Source organism: Pontibacter sp. MBLB2868, from assembly GCF_051904785.1.
Lineage (GTDB): Bacteria > Bacteroidota > Bacteroidia > Cytophagales > Hymenobacteraceae > Pontibacter.
Map to the genome: position 1 here is coordinate 2,451,873 of NZ_CP196710.1, position 19,271 is coordinate 2,471,143.

Here is a 19,271-nt window from a genome sequence, read left to right on the forward strand (position 1 = left end):
TAAAAGTTTGGCCCTGTTGCTGTAAGGATTCACACCAGTACACCAACAGGGCCAATAAATGAAAATATGGAAATGACACAGTTTAAATTACACTCCCAAATTGAACCATGATACGAGATAGGCACATCCACAGCCTATTTGTACTTCGTAGGCGCCACCCCCGTCACCTTCTTAAAAGCGTTGCTAAATGCCGCCAAGTCCGAAAAATTTAGCATCCGAGCTATTTCACTCCAGTTCAGGCCGGATCTCCTAAGTTGAAGACTGCAGGCTATTCGCTTGTTAACCAGATATTGATAAGGACTAATACCAAAGCACTCCTTAAAAAGCTTATAAAACCGGAACTCTGACAGGCAACTTTCATTGGCAACTTCTTTTATGCTTGTGGGATACAGCACACTGTCTTCCAGCACTTCCTTTCCCTTTAACAGGCGGTAAAACAACTCCTTGCGCGTGGACAACTTGGAAAGCTTTAACCGGTAATAGGAACGAATAGTGGACGTATTTTCTTGAACCAGTAGTGAGATCAGGTCGAAGATGAGTTCAAGGGCAGGCTTATCAATCGTAGCTGAAATGGAAATGGAGATATACTCGTTTAATAAAGCCTTCATGCTATCACTGGCCATCGCCTCGCGAACGAAAATTTCCGGAGATAATAAATAACTGTTAAGCTGCCTGTAGCCCTCCAGATCATCTGGATAGAGCATCTGGTACAACACTTCATCAACCAGGCATGGATCCAGATCAACGCACATTCCCCATGTAGCGGCATCTTTAATAACTACCTCCATAGCCGGAACAGATTCATTTACGAGCAAATACTTTCCGCTGGAAATCCTGTATTGCCTGTTCTGAATATGATAGGTCTCCAATCCCTGCGCCGTAAACTTCAAAGCTAAGCCCCGAGGCTTTAATTCTGCAGCCAGGTTAGTAGAGAGTGTGCTCATGATACAGTTCTCGCTCTTGATTTCCTCCAATATGTCACAGCTGTCACTGTTCACATGCAAAATATGGCAGTTACCGCTGTAGAAAGAGGGGATATTAGAAATTTCTGTATTCATGGGAAAATCATATATGAGGGCACCTTCTCGTTCACTTACATATAAACACACTAAAACAGCAGAATGCTACAATACTATATAACCCTGGCTTCCATAACTTTACTGAAACCATTTGTTCAAGAAGCAGCAATGCACATTTGGGGTCCGTCTCATACTCAAATTGTTGCCAAAAAAGTTTCATCCTCTTTTCCTCAGATTCACATCAATTCATATAAAATCGAATGAAATACTTTAAGACTATCTTTAACTACATATGGAAAACACTGTTGTCTTCTGCTCAAACCATTGAAAAGCACCGACTCCCTTAGCAGGTTAAGCCCTATACCTGACTCACCAGTGCGCTTGATTTACTAGAACACACATAGGTATAAGTAGTCAGGAAGCAGCCTGCCGTATTGGACAACACTTCTATAGTACCCTGCTTTCAAAGTGTCTACCAGACAGCCTATACCTTAAAAGATCCGGTTTGTTAAAAACAGCTGCCATCGATCAGCAGGCACATCAAAATGAATGAGACCGTTGGCCTAACCCTTATAAAAGTAAACCGGTACAGACGCATACGATTCACGCATGTGCTGCACCTGTCCTATTGTCCCCCTGCCCTCTTCAGCTCTTCCAACCTTGTACTTTTGCTCTTTGATTTAAAGCTCTGCCCCCGCTGAAAGTTATACCTCAGGTTAAGCTTAATGCTTTGCACCATAAAATAATTGACGAACGAAAACACATTACCGTTGTAACTGGCGTCTCCCCGTGCTTTGCTGGTCCTGAAGATATCGGTGGCGCCAAGCGTTAGGTCCAGCTTGTCATCCAGTAAGGACTTTTTCAGGCCAGCATCCAGCCACCACTGGGTTTTAAATATATAAACGCCATAGGTAGACGGTGAGCTGTACCCCGCCGTCGCCTGTAACTGCAGCCCCAGTGGCAGCAGCACATTATGCGTGGACTGAGCGGTTACGGTGAACTGTTCATTCTTTAGCTCCTTGTCCTGCAGGAGTATATTATTCCGCTGATACCCCGCCACCAGGTTGTTGCTCACGTCCCATCCTTTCAGGAGCTTAACAGGTGCTACCAGGGTGGCGCTAAAATTCTCTGCCTTGTCAATGTTGCGCTCCTGGTATATGGTCGTGTTGTTTTCTGAGTTCTGTTGGGGGACCTCTGCAAAGAAATCTTTCGTATAGGAGTAGCCCAGCACCAGGTTATAGGTATTCTGCAGTGTCTGGATAAGCTGAAACGAATTGGTATACTGTGGTCTCAGGTCCGGATTTCCCTCTGCCCAACTGTACGGGTCCTGGTAAAAAATAAAAGGATTCAAGGTGCGGTAATTGGGCCTGTCTATGCGTCGGCTGTAGTTGTAGGTAATCTTATAGCTGCTGCTCACCTTTTGCGTCAAGAAAAAACTGGGGAAAAAGTCAAGATAATGTTTCGCGATAGCCTCGCCGCCACCTATTGGCTTACCTTTGCCAAATGTTTGCTCTCCTCTCAGGCCGGTTTGCATGCTCCAGTTATCATCAATATGTATGCTGACGTTCGCATAAGCGGCCAGGATACTTTCGGTATAGCGATAATGGTTACTCCTGTCCTTGTCCAGCTCCCGAAGGTCTTCCTGTTCAGGATCGGCAACATAAAAGCTTAGCTGATTCCCTGATACGACATGGCTAGCTTTAAGGCCTAGTTCCAGCTTTGTGCTTCTATGGACCTTTGCCCCAAAATCAACATTTGTGGAATAAATATCATAGTAGCCAGGGTTATAGGTTTTCAACAGTTCATCTCTTCTTGTGTTTGTGTTTACATCCAGAAAACGATTGGCGTAACGGGCCTCATTATTGTTGTCCAGCTGTATGTAGTCCAGGTTAACAGCAAGGCTGGCGCCTGTCGTGTCCAGCAGGCCATTGTAGTGCAGGTTAATAGCATGGCTGCTGTTGGTAATGTCATTAAAGTTACTTGCCTCTACAAGAGTGTGCGCTCCCTTTGCCCGATCGTCCATGTCAGTAACAGAGTAGAAGGCACGATCGGTGGTACTATGGCTCAAGTGTGCAACGGCTCCAACGCTATGTCTATCATTTAAATCGTAGTCTGTACCCAGGCGCAGGGATGGGCTATTTGTGGTCATATGCTCGTTACGGAGCTGGTGAAAGCGCGCATTTGCACCAGCTTCATGAAACTCACGGATCATAACCCCTTCACGCAGACGCGGGCGCTCTGCCACATCTGCACTCACAAAGGAATTCCAGTCACCCTTCTTGTAGTTCAGGTTGGCGCCTGCATTATACCCGGAGGCCTTGTTGTACTGATAACCGCCGTATACACTGCCATTCATACCCTGATGCGTATTCTGCTTTAGCTTTATATTGATGACGCCTGCACTTCCCGCCGCTTCGTATTTTGCCGATGGGTTGGCTATGACTTCTATGTTTTTTACATCCTCCGCAGGCATTGCTTCCAGCATACTTTGTAGCTCCTTCCCAGAGAGATAGGAAGGCCTGCCGTCAATCAACACACGCACTCCAGCCTTTCCGTTCAGCTTGATGTTCCCTTCCTGGTCCACCCACACACCGGGTGATTTCTCCAGGACCCCATAAGCTGTACTGCCAGCTGCCAGGGCGGTGCCTTCTACGCTTACCACCAGCTTGTCTGCCTCCACGACAATGGTAGGACGTAAAGCCTTTATGGTTACTTCGCTCAGCAGTTTTGTATCTTCATGCAGTGTTAACCTACCGAAGTCTCTGCGCCTGTTGCTGCTGCTGACCTGAAACGGAACGACATAGTTCGTAGTGTACCCGAGCGCACTGAGACGGAGCAAATACACGCCTTCGACGGGCGTGGCAATCATAAAATTTCCATCCGGACCGGTGATGGCTCCGGTAACTACCGTAGAATCCTTTGCCTGCAGTACAGCCACGTTAGCATATCCCAGTGGCTCCCCATTCGCGTCCAGTAAGCTGCCGGTTAATTGGGCCAATACATTCCCTGTCATCATAGTGAACAGGCAAATCGTCAGGATGATATTTCTCTTCATGTGGTATTGTTAAGGAAGTCTCAAAAAATCCGGGAATGGAACATTAAACAACCAAGGACTTTAGTGATTATTTACCTGCGTAGCCAGGATGCGTGCCATGTCAAGCAGATATGCTTCTGGCGCTCTTTTCAGGAGGCGGAAATTATCTGTATTAAACTGAATCGCCAGCGCTACATCCAGATCAGGGAAATAAGCGGCATCTGTTAAATAACCTGGAAACCAGCCGCTGTGGCCATAGCTCATACCTGCTTCCCCCCCTGGCCTGATCTGCATACCCAATCCATACAGATGATTTTTCCCTGTGTTGGCTGCCACCCCTTCCCGCATCTGCACACGTAAGGCTGGCGATATGGCCTTGAATTCGTAATATGCCTTTGCCCAGGCGGCAAGGTCTGCGGTATTGGAAACAAAGCCTCCACCCGCCCACTCAAACTGTGGGTTAAGAATCAGTTTGTTTTTATGAACCATGGCACCCGCTACCGGGAATGGCCCTCCTTTCCGGGCGTAGCCAACCGCAAGTCCCTTGTAAGTCTGTTTTGTTGACGGCTCAGTAGCTTTCAGGCCGTAGCGTTTAATTACATCCCGTCTGATCAAATCATACATCTGTTGACCACTGATCTTCTCCACAATGTAGCTGAACAAGATATAGTTGGCATCCGCATAACTAAATCCCTTTCCTGCCTCAAAGAGCGGGGGGCGATCATATATATATGCTAATAATTCCGTGGGCTTCCAGGTATGGCCAGGATGTCCTTTGAGCTGCTGCATAAAGTCACCCTGCTCCAAGTATTCCTCTATGCCAGAGGTGTGATTCAGCAACATCCGCATTGTCAGGCTGTGTGCATTGGGTATCCTGGTAAACCACGACTCCCGCCCAATGTACAGTTCTATGCTGTCATCCAAGTTAAAGAGTCCCTGCTCTGCTAAAAGCAACGCCGAAGCGACAAAAAGAGTCTTTCCGTTACTGCCTGACAGCATTCTATGACCCGGTCGCATCGGCGACATGGTCACAGAATCTGCTATCCCTGTCGCTATCGTAATTACTTCCCCACCTGGCAGCACAGCAGCAAAAGTAGCTCCTGGGAATCCATTAGCTCGCTGTAGGGAATCCAGTCTTGCCTGTAACTGCTTTTTCCATAAGAGCGTTTGGACAGGTGCTTGAGCAGCTAAACGAAGAGAACAAGCGAAGCATAGCAGTAGCAGTAGTCCGGTAAATTTGCGTGTCATTGTAATTGTGTTTTAATAAAATTAAGTACAGATGCATTAGGTTGTGTCAACATCTCTTCAGCCTGTTTCCGGTATTGATGCATTTATCAGTTTTGCAGACCAGAGATTTTAAAGTAACTGCTTTCCATTAAAACTTTGCTTGTACAATCCTGTCAATTTACCTTCTATTGACCGTGTTCCATTAGCTGTATGAACAGTGCACACCGCTTCCCTATGGGAGAGATTGCCGTAAACCGCCAACCCAGATGGTGTAGGTCCCTGGGGCCACCACTTGGGATGGTTCTCAAAAATGTATGGTAAAGAGACTTTAATAACAGATATTGAATGGCGGATGACGCCTGGTTGCGGGTATACAAGCTCTTGATTGGCACGACGAGTGCCCCATGGCCTGTTTGACGAAAGGTTCGGCTGTCGGTAAAACCGGAAAAGGATCACTACCGTAGCAAGGGTGCAGTTGTAGAAGATGCATACCAACTATCTGTTATGGATAATCAGTGACAGGACCTTGCCACGGTAGTTTTCACCTCAAAAACAGTTACTGAGAAAGTGACTACTCTTATTTGCACTTTCTGTCTTCTGCTTGCACAAAGATCAGGAGATATACCGGGCTCTTTATTGTACAATCCTGACCTTTTAACAACTACGTTAAACAGTGGCTCCCTATTGACCATGTTCCTGCATCTTACTTAAAATTTGCCATGCCATGAACTGATCAATGCTTCATGATCAACTTACTTTAGTGAAGACGCCAGATGCTTCTCACCGTATTCATCAAATGACAATACAAGCAGAGTTGCTGCCGTAGTGGCTTTGGAACTCCCAGCTGGCTGCCCCACTTTCTAACAACTATACAAACCTACGATTACGGTGCCTACACTCCGACCATACAAATAGCCTTCCTGTTTCCAGAAATCAAATATCCTTGCAAAGGGATAGCCCCCGGTGGCTGTACACGATTAGCTAAAAGCTGGCATAAGTAGACAGGAAGTTACAACCTCTTTTCTACGGCATGCGCTACATTTGCCTTGAATAGAGAATCACTAAGATTTCTCTACCTGCAATTGATGAATTTTAATAAAAACGAAGTTATTACCTAACAAAAATGAAGAAGACTGTCTTATTCCTTCTACTCGTATGCGTGCTGGCCTACCAAGCCACAGCCACGCCAAAACCTAAGCCACAGGTTCCAGAACTGGTACTTTGTGGCAACAGCTATGAACGCGGCTTTCAGCATGGCTTTCAGCTTAAAGGGCAAATCGCTGAAGTGTACCGCAAATGGAAAGAAAGCATTCGCAAGGACACAGGGAAAAACCCTGATGCCGTCATTGCTGATTTCCTGGCTAGCTCCCAATACCAAAAAGCCATACAGCAATCGACTCCGCAGTTGTGGCAGGAAGTGCAGGGTATGGCTGTGGGCTCAGGACAGAAAATAGACGACGTACTGGCTTTTCAGCTGATTGATGAATACTGGGGTTACCTGGACCGGCTGGAAAACGGCTCTGTGGACAAAAGCCATTGCAGTGCCGTCGGCGTCGCAGCTACCCAAAACAGCCCAACCTTTGTTGCCCAGAACATTGATATAGACACTTATATGCAAGGTTATCAGGTATTGCTCCACATTGTCTCCGCTGAAGACGACATGGAGCAATTTGTGATGTCTTGTGCCGGCTTCATTGGCTTTGCAGGGATGAACAGCAAAGGTGTTGCCGTTGTGATAAACGCGCTCACTGATCTGAATAACTCTGTGAATGGACTACCTGTAACTTTTGTGACACGCGGTATACTTCAACAGAAATCCGGAGAACAAGCGGTTTCTTTTGTCCAGTCCATCACACATGCAACCGGTCAAAATTACCTGATTGGCACAGAAACCGAGGTGATAAATTATGAGGCATCAGCCAACCAGGTCGTGCCTTTCTATCCAACAGAAAACAAAGGGGTAGTTTACCATACAAACCATTCCCTTGGCAACCACGATGTGAAACCGTGGATGCAGGACTATCATCAACGTATGTTGTCCGGTACCGGTATGCAAACCAACAGCCAGACACGCTATGCTACTTTGGACAAGCGTCTTTCTACCCCGGGCATGTCGCTTACACCTGACCTTGTCAAAAATACACTTCGCTCCAAAGATCACGAACGTTTTCCCGTATGTGTCGCCTATGATCCCAAGAAGGCTGCATTTACCTTTAGCTCTGTGCTCTTCACTCTTGGTGCAAAACCCTCGGTACAGGTAACCCATGGGTCACCTGATCAGTCTGACTATCAGCAACACTTCTTCTTTTCACAAGCCATTCAATAATGCTTATGGCCGTGACTGCCAAAGTAGGTCAAGCGTAAGTTTGCCCGATTTAAAATAAACACGAAAGCGAAACAGCCCCGTTCTGTCTTTGACATAGAACGGGGCTGTTTCGCTTTGTTTACCTATGGAAAGTCTCCACGTATACTGTTCAGCGCAAAACCTGGGTTGAGGTAGAATATATCCGGAAAATAGGTGCTATAACTAAAGATAATAAAAAACGATGGCAACTTGCTTTTTTAACACTTGGAAACGATTTTGAATCATGGCAAACATTACGTTGATAGCCAAATTTCCTAAGGCTATATCCCTGCAGTTTTCAATTGATAGCTACAGGACTGCCTTTGTAGGGGATACCCCCATTACCTTTTTAAAACCTTTGCTAAAAGCTGCCAGATCCGTAAAGTTCAACAAAGAGGCGATCTCCACCCAGTTCATTCCCTGTTTATTTAGCATCACACTCTCTTCAATACGCTTTTTAAACAAGTAATTGTAGGGACTGTCCCCGAAGCATTGCCGGAACAGCCTGTAAAAACGAAATTCGGACATACAACATTCTTCGGCCACCTGCTTCATACATAAGGGAGAGTACACATGAGCCTCTAATACCTCTTTCCCCACCAGGAGCCTGCGGAACAGTTCTTTGCGCGTGGATAACTTTATGGTCTGCAGTTTATAGTAGGAATGAATTGTTGCTTTGTTACCCTGTAAAATAAAGCCGATCAGATCATAAATGAGTTCAATGGCGGGCCGTTCTATGGAATTTGAAGCGGACGCACGTATGATATTCTGCAGGTAAACCTTTAAGGACTCTTCCGCCTGCACCTCCCGCACAAATAGCTCGGGCGTAAGTAAATAGCGGCTGATCTCGGTATAATTATCCAGTTCATTAGGCTGCAACTGTTGTAGCAACAGATCATTTACCAAGGCTTCATCCATATCGATGCAAACACTCCAGGTTGACTTTCCTTTAATGGCTACATCAAGAGAGGGAATGGACTCATTGACAAGCAGGTACTTATCTGACGAGACACTATATGCCCTGCCATCCAAGAAGTAGCGCTCCTGGCCTTCCGCCGCATACTTTAACCCCAGCCCACAAGGTTTCACCTCATCCTCCAAAGAAGTAAAAAATGAACTCATAATTCTGTTCTTACTCGCGCGCGCCTTCAAGCCTGCATAGTTATGCGCATTCACATGCACTACCTGGCATGTGTCACCAAAGGGCATTGTCCTTTCCCCTCTCACGCTTTTCTTCTCCATTTATTCAATTTCTACATTGTCCTAGCGAAAATAGGAAACATCACTTCTCAATTAAAATAATTGAACGATATTTAACTAAATAAGCAGGATTTTTCAAGTGTTGTAGCTAAATCCACTGTCCACTAGAACTGTTGAAGAAGGTTTAACTATAAAAAGGAGCAAATTATATTTTTCTCTCATTCGTAAAACAGGTGAATCATTCCCCAGAGGGCAAGGATACCTAATATGGACTAGGGAATAACAAAGCGTCGGTCTGCTTTGCATCATGAACCGACATACAAAGGTATTTCATTGTAAGGGTACAGGAAACCCAAAGCCTGCCCCATCCTTCCTATTTTACTCTCCCCATCGGCTACCTTCACCGCACAACCAAGCCTTCGCCAGTCCAGCAGGAAAGTGTTTTAAAAAGCCAACAAACTGGTTCGCTCGATAGCTACCAAAAAAAGAGGAGCCAATAGGCCCCTCTTTTAACTTAAGTTTAGCTATGAAGAAAAGTAACTTAGATTAGTGGTGTTCATCTTCCAGGAACCCCGTTCTGCGGTATCCGGCGACATGGTATGTGGTACCTGTAGCATCATCAGAGAACTGAAGTTTGAAGTATATGCTGTCAGTTGTAACTCCTGAAGCAGCTGTTACACCGTTCTTGATAACTTTACCATCCAAAATAGTCACTTTGTTTGTTTTGGCTACTTTCTTTACTGTTGCCAGGTTGTTGCTGTTGCTGGCGGAAAACGCGAGGTTCTCCACATCAACGGTAGCCTTAACCTTAAAGGTTTTATAAGCCCCGGCCGCATCCGCGCTTAGTTGATCTGTCACCAGCAGCTCACTGGATGTATTCGCAGCCGTGTTCGTTGTCATGAGTTTGGTGTAGTCTTTGACTACCTCCAGATTTCCCGGAGCAGTTTCAACACTATACCGTACGTACCACTCTCCCGATACAGGGTAAGTAGCTGTATATTCCACTTCCGGCGCGTCTTTTTCACAGGCAGACAAGAGACCAAGTGAAATCAGCATGACAAAAATGTATGTGAATCTTAATTTCATAAGAAGCTTAATTTAAAAACGATTATTGCTTGACAAATTTTCGAATGGCTGCCCCATAGCCGCTGTTGATTACAGACCAGCTGTAGCTGTTTCCCATATTAACAGTTGCACTAGTGGCCGCGAACTCACTGCCTGCCACATCCTGTGCAGGAACTCCCAACTTATTATCCTGGTAATGAAAGAAGTGTACTGTTGTGGCAGGCCCAGGTGTGGCAACCCCTCCCACATTATCCGTCACATAATGCCCTAACCCAAGCTTGGTGACAGTAGAGACACCGTAAGCACCGGCGTCTCGCTGGTATTTACCGCTCATGTCCGCATCGGCCACAGCCGGATCTATCACACCTACATACCTCCTTACCGAAGTAGAAAAGCCATCCTTGTTTGTCGCAGTATAAGTCATCACATACACACCGGGAACGTTTGTGTCGACCGTACCCTTGGTCTCCACTTCAATCATTTCGCCCCCTTCGGTCGCCTCGGCACCAGGATCGCTAAAAGTTGTGCCGGCAAGAATCGAATTCCATTGCTCCCCCTTCAGGCTTACCGATGGGAAATATGTTATTCTGGAAATTCCCTCCGTGTCCAGCTCCTTTTCACAACTGGAAAAAGAAAACATGCTTAAGGCTAGCAGCAGGTATAAGAATTTTAATTTTCTCATGATTTAATCTGTTTAATCTTCATTAATTGATGTCCCACCAAACTGGCTTTGTCGCTGGTTCGATTGTCTTTGGAGCATTCGGGTTGCGCGTCGTCTCCTTACTTGGCCAGACAAAGCGCTTCACAAACACTCCACCCGTTATGCCATTCACAGGATAGGTAAACTGCCCAGGCACATAGGTGTCCGATGATGTTGCCACAGGGCTAGTAGCTGGATAATTCGTCCTGTTTCTCTCCAGGAAGGCTTCTATACCCTGATAGGTGCCTGCTAATGCCACCCACTTCTGAACGATGATCGCCTTCAGCTTGTCCTCAAATGAGGCACCAGCCGGGAAAGGATAAAGATTTCCCCTGTCCAGCCCTTGCTGAGCAAAAGAAGCATCGACCGCCTGGTTGTAAAGCACAACAACGTCTCCCGTTCCGTAGCCACGAAGGACTGCCTCAGCCTGCAGGAAGTAGCTCTCCGACTTAGAAATAAAGTATGTCGGGGCAGTCGGCAGGATCAACGCCCTGGATACCGTTTCCGGATCCAGCGCAGAACTTGACAACTCCACATTGCCTTGCTCCATCCCTTTGTACCCTCCTTTGCCCGGAATGTAAATTTTATCCAGCCTCGGATCATTATTCGCTGTCAGGAAAGAAAGCATCGTATTACTGGCCCTGAGGTTATTGTTGACGCTCAGTGCTTTCTGGTCCTGCTCGTATAGCGGGTTTCGCTTACTGTCAGCATCTATGAAAAAATCCAAGCTGGCATCGCTTGTCAGGAAAGGAGCATTGGCATTGTACAGGGCTTTGATTCCCGCCTCCGCCACTTGCGGACGGGCATACACCTGTCGAAGGTACATTTTCAATTTTAAAGTATTCGCGAATCGCACCCATTGGTCCATCTTGCCCCCGAAAACAACATCATTTGCACCTGTTTTACCAGTAGCCACGGAAGTAATTGGCTTTGCCAGGGCCTTATCAAGTCGAACAATTAACGAATCGTATACGACCTGCCCGTCCCTGAACACAGGGCTCAGATTTCCCTCTTCTCCTGCAAGCGCTTCGTCGAACGGTATCTTATCATACAGATCGGCAAGCACCTGGTAGGTGTAGGCCTCCATCACGGTGGCCATCAGATAGGAGTTCCAGTTTTGCTCTTGCACAGCCTTCTCCTTCACGAATTCATAGTCATTCAGTGCGCCCGCATATAACTCCTCCCACTGATCCTCAAAAGATGTGGAGGATACGTTGAAGACATCAATGGTTTTATACTGGTTTGCTGTGTGGCTCTGTGTGTAGTACTGCGACCAAATGCCTCCGATGATGGCGTACTGCCCGCCCACCACACTGGCTGTGGAAGCTGCAGCGACAGGAAATACTAGTTCTGAGGGTGCATCTACCGGGTTGTTGGGATCTGTGTTCACGTCCAGGAAGTCTTTTTCGCAGGCTGAGAAAGACAGCACAGCAAGAACGACTCCTATATATCTTATTATTTTTTTCATTTGATTTACTTTATACTAAAGTGCCTTTGATTTAAAAACCTACTTTTAGACTTATACCGTAACTTCTCGTAGTCGGACCGGCGGCAAACTCTCCGAATTCCCCTCTCAGGTCATTCCCGAACGTTGTAGACTCCGGGTCAATGATGTTGTTTCCCTCAGGGGCCCACACAAGGAGATTTCTACCCACAACGCTCACACTAACTGCATTGAATGGCGTCTTTTTTACTAGAGACGCAGGTAAGTTGTACCCTAGCGCCAGCTCTCTCAGCTTCAGGAAAGTTCTTTCCCGCAGGTGCTCTCTTTCGATTGCCGGGTTGCTGGTTGGGTTCCAGTAGTTGGCAATGTTCTCCATGTTGATCGGTGTAGTGTTTTCCCTGTAAATGATATTGCCATCATCATCTTTATCCGGGCTGCCGTCACCGTTTGCGTCTACCGTAACCACAGACCCAGGCACAATGAACGGCTGACGGTCATTGTACAGGGTGTTGGTGGTATTGCCCACGAACTGCGACAGTCGCTGTGTGTAGGAATAAAACAGACCGCCATTTCGGTAGTCAAAGCCAATCGACAGGTTCAGCCCTTTGTAATCCAGCGTGTTGTAAAGGCCCATCAGGTACTTTGCCTGTGCATTACCTACATAAACTTTTTCATCCGTGCGCTGGGGCATGCCTGTCGCTTCATTCACAATGATGTCTCCTGCATCATTGCGCTTATAGTCATAGCTGTAGTACACGCCTATTGGCTGACCTTCCAGCGCAAGGAAATCAGTATTGAAGGTTCCATTAAGCCTTACTTGTTTCAGCCCTTCCCGCAGCTCAAGCACTTTGTTGCGGTTATTGGAGAAGGTATAGCGAACATCCCACCTGAAGTCACTGGTTTGCACAGGTGTTGCGCTCAGCAAGAACTCGATGCCCTTGTTCTCCACTTTTCCAAAGTTCATCACCTGGGTAGTATAGCCGGAAGAAGGAGCAACCGGAACAGGGAGGATCTGATCAGAAGTCACCCTGTTGTAGTAAGAGATGTCAACATTGATCCTGTTACGGAGGAAGCTTAACTCGGCACCCACTTCATACTCAGTCGTGATTTCAGGCTGTAGTTTCAGGTTGCCGATCTGGTTGGATCTCTCAAAACCGCTCACGCCATTGATAGGGAAGTAAATGTTACCGAAAGGTAGCCCCACATGTCCTGGAATGAATACCGAGGCGATGCTGTATGGATCGGCGTCGTTACCTGTCTGTCCCCAGGCTGCCCTTAGTTTACCATGTGAAAGTACACTTGGTAACACACTAGGAAACATCTCCGTGAATACGATACTCGTGTTCACACCAGGGTAGAAGAAGGAATTATTGTCGCTTGGCAGCGTGGAGGACCAGTCATTACGGGCATTCAGGGTCAAATACAAATAGTTTCTAAAGGAGAACTCTGTCTGTGCGTAAACACCATGCAGCCTCCTCAGGCTTTCCGAAGCACTTGCCGTAGCCGGGTCAGAAGAGTTGGAAAGGTTGTAAAAGTCCGGGATGCTCAGATTCGTGATAAAGGCATTGTTCACTTTTCTGTAGCGTTCATTGATGTTGTAACCGGCCAGAGCACTCAAATGCAGGTCAGCCATCAAATCGGTGTTGCTGGTTAACAAAAGGTCGCTGTTCAGTTCACGCGTGAAGGAGGTTGTTTCACTTACACGACCGTTTGATCCGTTACGGGAAGCATTGGGACTGCCCGGCGTGTGCACATAAGGTGTAATCCAGTCTTGCAGCAGCGCGTTAGAGATGTCTCCTCCCCCCCTGGCAGATGCTGTCAGCCAGTCGGTTAGTTTGTAGCCGATGTTGACATTCCCGTAGATACGGTTCTCTGCATAGTTGTTTCCGTTCTTGATGATTGTCCAATAGGGGTTCTGGGCATACTTGGTAAAGTAATTATCATTTACATTGAACTTGTTGCTTATATCCTTGAAGTCGACAATGCTCATGTCCCTTGGAATCTGAATCATTTCCTGAAACAGGGCATTTCCACCGGCGGTGCCCTGGCCGGCAGTTACCGCCTTTACATCCTTCCGCACATAGTTAAGGTTAGAGGAAGCCGACAGGCGGTCACCCTGCGTTGAACCTCTCAGCCCAATTGTGTTTCGCTTGTAAGAGTCTGCGTCTGTCGGAATGATACCGTTCTCATTGGCGTTGCTGTAAGACAGGTAAAATGTGGATTTTTCGGTACCTCCGCTCACGCCAATGCTGTTGATGAAGGAAGTCCCTGTCTCGTAAAAATCTTTGATGTTGTTTTTCTGGGCCGCGAAAGGCTTTAGCTGCTGTGCGTTATCCACCACGTTGCCCCACAGGCGGTCTCTGCCGTCCATTTTAGGTCCCCAGCTTCCGTTTTCCTGGGAATTAAACTCTCCACTCCAGCCCTGCCCGAAGGTATTTTGCAACTGAGGCAAAAACAAAGGATCAGAGAAAGTGGCAGAACTGGTGAAGTCCACCTTTACTTTTTCTCCCGCACTTCCCTTCTTGGTCGTAATTAGTATGACACCGTTCGCAGCCCTGGAACCATACAGGGAGGTAGCCGAGGCACCTTTTAGGATAGTGATCGAAGCGATATCATCGGGGTTGAGATCGTTGGCCCGGTTACCGAAGTCCTGGGTTCTGTTTACCCCTCCGGCAGAATAGTTGCCAGACCCATTGTCTACAGGTACGCCGTCCACCACATAAAGGGGATTGTTATTTCCGCCAATAGAGGAGTAACCGCGCAGGATAACTTTTGTAGATGCCCCCGGAGCACCGGAAGCACTGGAGATGTTTACACCTGCCACTTTGCCCTGCAGCGCATTCATTGGGCTGGTAGCCCTGGCCCTGGTAATTTCTTCAGCTTTCACGGAGCTGGCCGCATAGCCAAGGGATCGCTCCTCCCGCTCAACACCTAAGGCGGTCACCACGACTTCCTGCAGCTGTTTAGTATCCGGACCCAAGGCCACATTTATGGTTGACTCGCTTCCAACGGTTTTCTCTGTAGTGGCATACCCGATATAACGAAACTGGAGCGTAGCGCCGGTGGGGGGCACGTTTACTGTATAGTTTCCGTCTACCCCGGTGGCTACCCCCGTATTCGTCTCTTTGACCACGACACTTACGCCAGGCAAGGGTTGTCCGTTCGCAGCGTCGGTTACACGTCCGGAGACCGTTCGGCTTTGCGCCCATGCCTGGCTTACAAGCACCAGCAGCATCGCCATGTTCAAAAGTACTAATCTTCTCATAGAAATTGTTTAGATTGAATTGATATAAAAGGTAATGGTGAAAGCTTTTAACCAACCACGTCAATTGAGGTCCTAGCAACTATTAAGAGCCTTGGTCTCTGTGTTTAAAGCAGCGGTGGGATGGACGTGAAGGATTTAGGAAGAGGTGTAAATACGCACTCAAGAAGCCTGCAAAAATCACCTGGAGCATACGAGCTACACAATTCATCGCATCATGTATAATCGTTTACTATAGCTCCCTGCACCTGTCGGCTCAACCTCACGAAACCATATAACCCATTGTCTAACAGTTGCAAATAAACAGCGCTTTCATTACAGAATAGTTGTATAATCCTGCCTATAACAGATGAGGGTTACTACTATTTAAAGGCTTGGGAAGCCCTTGTTTCGTGCGAAGGCTGCAGGTTGGAAAAGACTTTAAGGTACTACATCAAACAAGCGGTAGAAAACTGCCGTAGTGCATCAAATGATAATATTCCATCAACCAAAACATACACTTTCTGGCTTATCACTACGTCAGATAGCTCCAACAAACAGGCAGGAGCCTTGCTGCGCCGAAATGGGAAAAGTGGATAAGGCCATGCCTGCATCTGTACCTGCATAAAACTAGTCAAAACCAACCCCCTTGGGTTTATCAAGCCCTGCATTACTGGCCTAGAAGCAAGGCAGGCCTATCCTTTTCTGTTACTACAACCGTTTCGCTCACACCTGAAAGGCTGCAGTTGTAAGCTTGGGAACTGAGGTTCCCCTATATGCCACCTCTGTTCTTTTGATGGCCTTTTTAGTTATAGCCAAGTGTTTGTTGGTCCCTACTGGTAGAATTAGCAATAATATCCCCCTGTGGTATAGGCCAAGCCCAGGCACGCGAACCTGTCTCCAGGTTACACTTGGAGGCACTGCCGCAATTTTTCCTGTCCCTGGAGCGGGTGGTTCATTTTATGTCAAACCACTGGTGACCTGCTGCACGAATTTATTTCAGCTTCCCTGTTCTGAATACCTACCCGTTTACCAGGTTATCTTTGCGGTACCACGGCCAGGATGCTTGGTTTCAACACATCTTTCTGTGTTTGATCGAAAAGCAGAACCAACATGGATGTTGCATAAATAAGCAGGGCGCTATTTTCACTTGCCAAGTGAGATGCTACTAAGATCCAGGGGTAATTACTTATGCTTCCCAATGGCCCCATCTCCAGCTGGTTATCTTCTAAGCCAAGTGCAAAGTTGGGTCTCCCCTTACTGCCCCCAGGAAAACCCGCCCATGCGCATGCTCCACCAACTGTTCAATATCCTGTTTAGGCAATAGGACAGGTTTTAGACAGGGCTTTTGGCCCTGAAAAACGTTCTGATCGTTGTACACCACAATGACCTGCACCCGCTTACCCTGCCAATATGCCATCATTTGAACCGCATGGGCACGAAGCATGGAGCACCTGGTCAGTGGATTGTGTGAACAAGTATGCGAATGAACATAGAACTAATGTTCAAACAAGAGCGGATAGCTTAAACTACGCTCATTTTGCACATCCCCTGCTGCTGCTCTATGGACCAACTAAAAGGCTACGCCGATGCCCAGGAAGATAAATACAACAGCCAGTGCTTTCTCTAAATATGCTCCCGTTCTGTTGCCAGGAGCAACATACCGTTTGAGGCTGGTGCCAAAAAAGGCCAGCACCATGTTCCAGGTAGTACCAGTAGCCATAAAGGTCACTCCAAGCAGAAAGTATGGCATCGGACACTCGACTTTGTTGGGGTGAACAAACTGAACTAAGAACCCCAGGAAAAATAGCGCTACTTTCGGATTCATGATGTTTGTCACGGCTCCTTCAATAAATAAGCTGCGCCCGTTCATTTTCAAAGAAGGAACACGCATCTCATTGTTCCCAGTCTGTTTCTATAGAGATCTCAGCCCCAGATAAAAAAGATAACTTGCCCCGGCATACTTCACTGTGTTGCATAAAATAGGAGATTGTGCAAGCAACACGGAAAGGCCCAGCGTGATCATAAGGGTATGTACAAAAGTACCAAAGCCTATCCCCAAGGCAGAATACACACCTGCCCTCCTCCCCTGGAAGATCGTCCTTGACAGGATATAGAGTGTGTCTGTGCCGGGCGTCAGGTTCAAAAGAACGGCTGTCAGCAAAAAAGCCTTGAAGTTTACTATACCTGCCATGGTGATTTGCTTTGGGCTGAAGCTTCAGCTTCAGCTTTCGACTTGTTATGTGGTAAATTTCCAGAAGGCGCTCCAAGCGGTGATACAGCAGCTGTCATGCTTTCCATTGTTTCTCCTGATAGCATTTATCCTCACCCCGGTTGACCTGATCCGCTGCAGCAAAATTGCCAACAGCCATGGCCATTCCACCAGGCGTAACAGGGTTCCCGTTGTATAGTACTCCCTGCCTGCAGAAGGCTTCTGCTACCTGCACTCCCATACATGTTAACTTTTCAGCTTCCGGGTACAGGTATCATTTTCGGGTATCTCCTGGAGTACATGAAGCAGCAGTTTCCAGAACTTCTGTACAGAGCTTACCTGTACCCGCTCATCCGGGGAATGGGCATCTCGTATGTTCGGTCCAAAGGAGATCATCTCCAGGTGCGGGTATTTTGCCCCAATGATGCCACACTCCAGACCGGCATGTATGGCACGCAGGACAGGAGCCACGCGGAAGATCTTCTGATAGACATCGCTGACAAGCCTGACTATGTCAGACCCGGTTGCAGGGTTCCAGCCAGGGACATTTCCTGAGCAAGTAACCGCAGCACCAGCCGGTGCAAATGCGTGCGCAATCAAGCGGGCCACCTCGTCTTTTTCACCTTCGATAAAGCTACGGGTGAGGTTCAGCGCATGAAAGGCGCCGTCTTCGACCAACACACGTGATAAATTATTGGAGGTCTGTACCAGGTGCTCCATAACAGGACTCATGCGGTATACTCCGTTTGGGCAAGCACCTATTGCCTGCAGCAGCCGCTGCTGAAAGCCTGCAGGCATCGCACGAACAGGAGGCATCACAGCTTCTAACCGGATCTCCAGTTTTGGATCCGTGTTGACAAATTCACCCCTTATAGTTGCTGCTGCTGCAAGGATACGCTCATGCAATACCGGGATGCCTGCCTGCTGTACAGCTAGCACAGCCGAGGCGCTACGGGGAATGGCATTGCGCATGCTTCCCCCGTCAAGGGAACAAAGCCGGAACTCGAGTGCCTCGGAGACCAAAGTAAGCAATCGGATCAAAATCTTATTGGCATTGCCTCTTCCCGTATGAATGTCCACACCGGAATGTCCGCCAGTAAGTCCCATCACAACGAGCCTGTATCCTTGCCAGCCTTCTGGCAGGTATTCCTGTTCATAAGTGCCGCTCACTGTAACATCCAGGCTTCCAGCACAACCAGTGGTCAGCTGCTGCTCATCCTCTGAATCCAGGTTCAACAGGATATCCGACTGCAGCAGATCAGGCGATAGCCCCATGGCGCCTGTTGCACCCACCTCCTCATCGACCGTAAACAGCAGCTCCAAGGGCGGGTGAGGTAAGGCCTCAGAGGCCAGTACCGCCAGCATTGCTGCCACACCGATCCCATTGTCAGCCCCCAGGGTCGTCCCATTGGCCCTTACCCAGTCACCATCTTGGTACATCTCAATGCCCTGCGTATCGAAATTGAAAGAAGTATCGGCGTTTTTCTGGTGCACCATGTCCAGATGCCCTTGCAGCAGCACCGTCTTTCTGTTTTCCATACCTGCAGTGGCTGGCTTGCGGATCAACACGTTCCCTTTTTCGTCCTGCGTTGTATTAAAACCATGCTGCTTCCCAAATGCCATGATCAGGGCCGCAACCCTCTCTTCGCACCGGGATGCTCTCGGGATAGCATTTATTGCTGAAAAGAACCTCCAAAGGAGCTGGGGTTCCAGTTTCAGTACCTCCTCCTGCTTTACGTTCATCTTTCTTTGTTATAAGTTTACGTTGTTACTTCGTGTCTATAG

At 47.6% G+C, this 19,271-nt stretch carries 12 protein-coding genes and 1 pseudogene; 2 read left to right on the forward strand and 11 right to left on the reverse strand.

Going from position 1 to position 19,271, the window contains the following annotated elements:
- Positions 1–134: 134 nt before the first annotated feature.
- The 3 genes from ACSX1A_RS10385 to ACSX1A_RS10395 form a co-directional block, all read right to left on the reverse strand.
- Positions 135–1,058: a helix-turn-helix domain-containing protein gene (locus tag ACSX1A_RS10385; RefSeq protein ID WP_439879587.1), complete on the reverse strand. Its 924-nt coding sequence runs from the start codon at positions 1,056–1,058 to the stop codon at positions 135–137.
- Between the two features lie 586 nt (positions 1,059–1,644).
- Complete coding sequence (locus tag ACSX1A_RS10390) at positions 1,645–4,074, reverse strand: TonB-dependent receptor domain-containing protein (protein ID WP_439879588.1); 2,430 nt, start codon at positions 4,072–4,074, stop codon at positions 1,645–1,647.
- Between the two features lie 60 nt (positions 4,075–4,134).
- Entirely contained in the window at positions 4,135–5,301 is a 1,167-nt protein-coding gene (locus tag ACSX1A_RS10395) for a serine hydrolase domain-containing protein (RefSeq protein ID WP_439879589.1), read from the reverse strand.
- Between the two features lie 1,102 nt (positions 5,302–6,403).
- On the opposite strand from ACSX1A_RS10395, the gene ACSX1A_RS10400 reads away from it, so the two are divergent.
- Entirely contained in the window at positions 6,404–7,606 is a 1,203-nt protein-coding gene (locus tag ACSX1A_RS10400) for a C45 family autoproteolytic acyltransferase/hydolase (RefSeq protein WP_439879590.1), read from the forward strand.
- A gap of 327 nt (positions 7,607–7,933) precedes the next feature.
- Here ACSX1A_RS10400 and ACSX1A_RS10405 read toward each other — a convergent pair whose 3' ends face one another.
- The 5 genes from ACSX1A_RS10405 to ACSX1A_RS10425 all read right to left on the reverse strand — a co-directional run bounded on the left by ACSX1A_RS10405 (position 7,934) and on the right by ACSX1A_RS10425 (position 15,298).
- Positions 7,934–8,866, reverse strand: coding sequence for a helix-turn-helix domain-containing protein (locus ACSX1A_RS10405; RefSeq protein ID WP_439879591.1), 933 nt, complete (start codon positions 8,864–8,866; stop codon positions 7,934–7,936).
- 504 nt (positions 8,867–9,370) lie between these two features.
- Positions 9,371–9,910, reverse strand: a complete 540-nt coding sequence (locus ACSX1A_RS10410) for a lipid-binding protein (RefSeq protein ID WP_439879592.1) — start codon at positions 9,908–9,910, stop codon at positions 9,371–9,373.
- Between the two features lie 22 nt (positions 9,911–9,932).
- A complete protein-coding gene (locus tag ACSX1A_RS10415) occupies positions 9,933–10,571 on the reverse strand; it encodes a DUF5011 domain-containing protein (RefSeq protein WP_439879593.1) in 639 nt (212 codons plus the stop codon).
- A gap of 22 nt (positions 10,572–10,593) precedes the next feature.
- Positions 10,594–12,057 (reverse strand): SusD/RagB family nutrient-binding outer membrane lipoprotein, encoded by a 1,464-nt coding sequence (locus ACSX1A_RS10420; protein ID WP_439879594.1) that lies wholly within the window; start codon positions 12,055–12,057, stop codon positions 10,594–10,596.
- Positions 12,058–12,088: 31 nt separating this feature from the next.
- Entirely contained in the window at positions 12,089–15,298 is a 3,210-nt protein-coding gene (locus ACSX1A_RS10425) for a SusC/RagA family TonB-linked outer membrane protein (RefSeq protein ID WP_439879595.1), read from the reverse strand.
- A gap of 1,324 nt (positions 15,299–16,622) precedes the next feature.
- Between ACSX1A_RS10425 and ACSX1A_RS10430 the strand changes: the two genes are divergently transcribed.
- Positions 16,623–16,748 carry a hypothetical protein gene (locus ACSX1A_RS10430; RefSeq protein WP_439879596.1) on the forward strand — a complete coding sequence of 42 codons (126 nt, stop codon included), beginning with the start codon at positions 16,623–16,625 and terminating at the stop codon, positions 16,746–16,748.
- A gap of 99 nt (positions 16,749–16,847) precedes the next feature.
- Here ACSX1A_RS10430 and ACSX1A_RS10435 read toward each other — a convergent pair.
- From ACSX1A_RS10435 to ACSX1A_RS10445, 3 genes and pseudogenes are all read right to left on the reverse strand, one after another.
- Positions 16,848–17,468 (reverse strand): annotated as a pseudogene (locus tag ACSX1A_RS10435) (LysE family translocator).
- 94 nt (positions 17,469–17,562) lie between these two features.
- Positions 17,563–17,727 (reverse strand): hypothetical protein, encoded by a 165-nt coding sequence (locus ACSX1A_RS10440; RefSeq protein WP_439879597.1) that lies wholly within the window; start codon positions 17,725–17,727, stop codon positions 17,563–17,565.
- A gap of 5 nt (positions 17,728–17,732) precedes the next feature.
- On the reverse strand, positions 17,733–19,229 hold the full coding sequence (locus ACSX1A_RS10445; protein WP_439879598.1) for an aminoacyl-histidine dipeptidase: 1,497 nt from the start codon (positions 19,227–19,229) through the stop codon (positions 17,733–17,735).
- Between the last annotated feature and the right edge of the window lie 42 nt (positions 19,230–19,271).

Excerpts from the sequence above, each read along its gene's own strand:
- ACSX1A_RS10400 (WP_439879590.1), top strand. The coding sequence starts at position 6,404 with ATGAAGAAGACTGTCTTATTCCTTCTACTCGTATGCGTGCTGGCCTAC.
- ACSX1A_RS10415 (WP_439879593.1), bottom strand. The coding sequence starts at position 10,571 with ATGAGAAAATTAAAATTCTTATACCTGCTGCTAGCCTTAAGCATGTTT.
- ACSX1A_RS10440 (WP_439879597.1), bottom strand. The coding sequence starts at position 17,727 with ATGGGAGTGCAGGTAGCAGAAGCCTTCTGCAGGCAGGGAGTACTATAC.
- ACSX1A_RS10445 (WP_439879598.1), bottom strand. The coding sequence starts at position 19,229 with ATGAACGTAAAGCAGGAGGAGGTACTGAAACTGGAACCCCAGCTCCTT.
- ACSX1A_RS10395 (WP_439879589.1), bottom strand. The coding sequence starts at position 5,301 with ATGACACGCAAATTTACCGGACTACTGCTACTGCTATGCTTCGCTTGT.
- ACSX1A_RS10420 (WP_439879594.1), bottom strand. The coding sequence starts at position 12,057 with ATGAAAAAAATAATAAGATATATAGGAGTCGTTCTTGCTGTGCTGTCT.
- ACSX1A_RS10405 (WP_439879591.1), bottom strand. The coding sequence starts at position 8,866 with ATGGAGAAGAAAAGCGTGAGAGGGGAAAGGACAATGCCCTTTGGTGAC.
- ACSX1A_RS10390 (WP_439879588.1), bottom strand. The coding sequence starts at position 4,074 with ATGAAGAGAAATATCATCCTGACGATTTGCCTGTTCACTATGATGACA.
- ACSX1A_RS10425 (WP_439879595.1), bottom strand. The coding sequence starts at position 15,298 with ATGAGAAGATTAGTACTTTTGAACATGGCGATGCTGCTGGTGCTTGTA.
- ACSX1A_RS10410 (WP_439879592.1), bottom strand. The coding sequence starts at position 9,910 with ATGAAATTAAGATTCACATACATTTTTGTCATGCTGATTTCACTTGGT.
- ACSX1A_RS10385 (WP_439879587.1), bottom strand. The coding sequence starts at position 1,058 with ATGAATACAGAAATTTCTAATATCCCCTCTTTCTACAGCGGTAACTGC.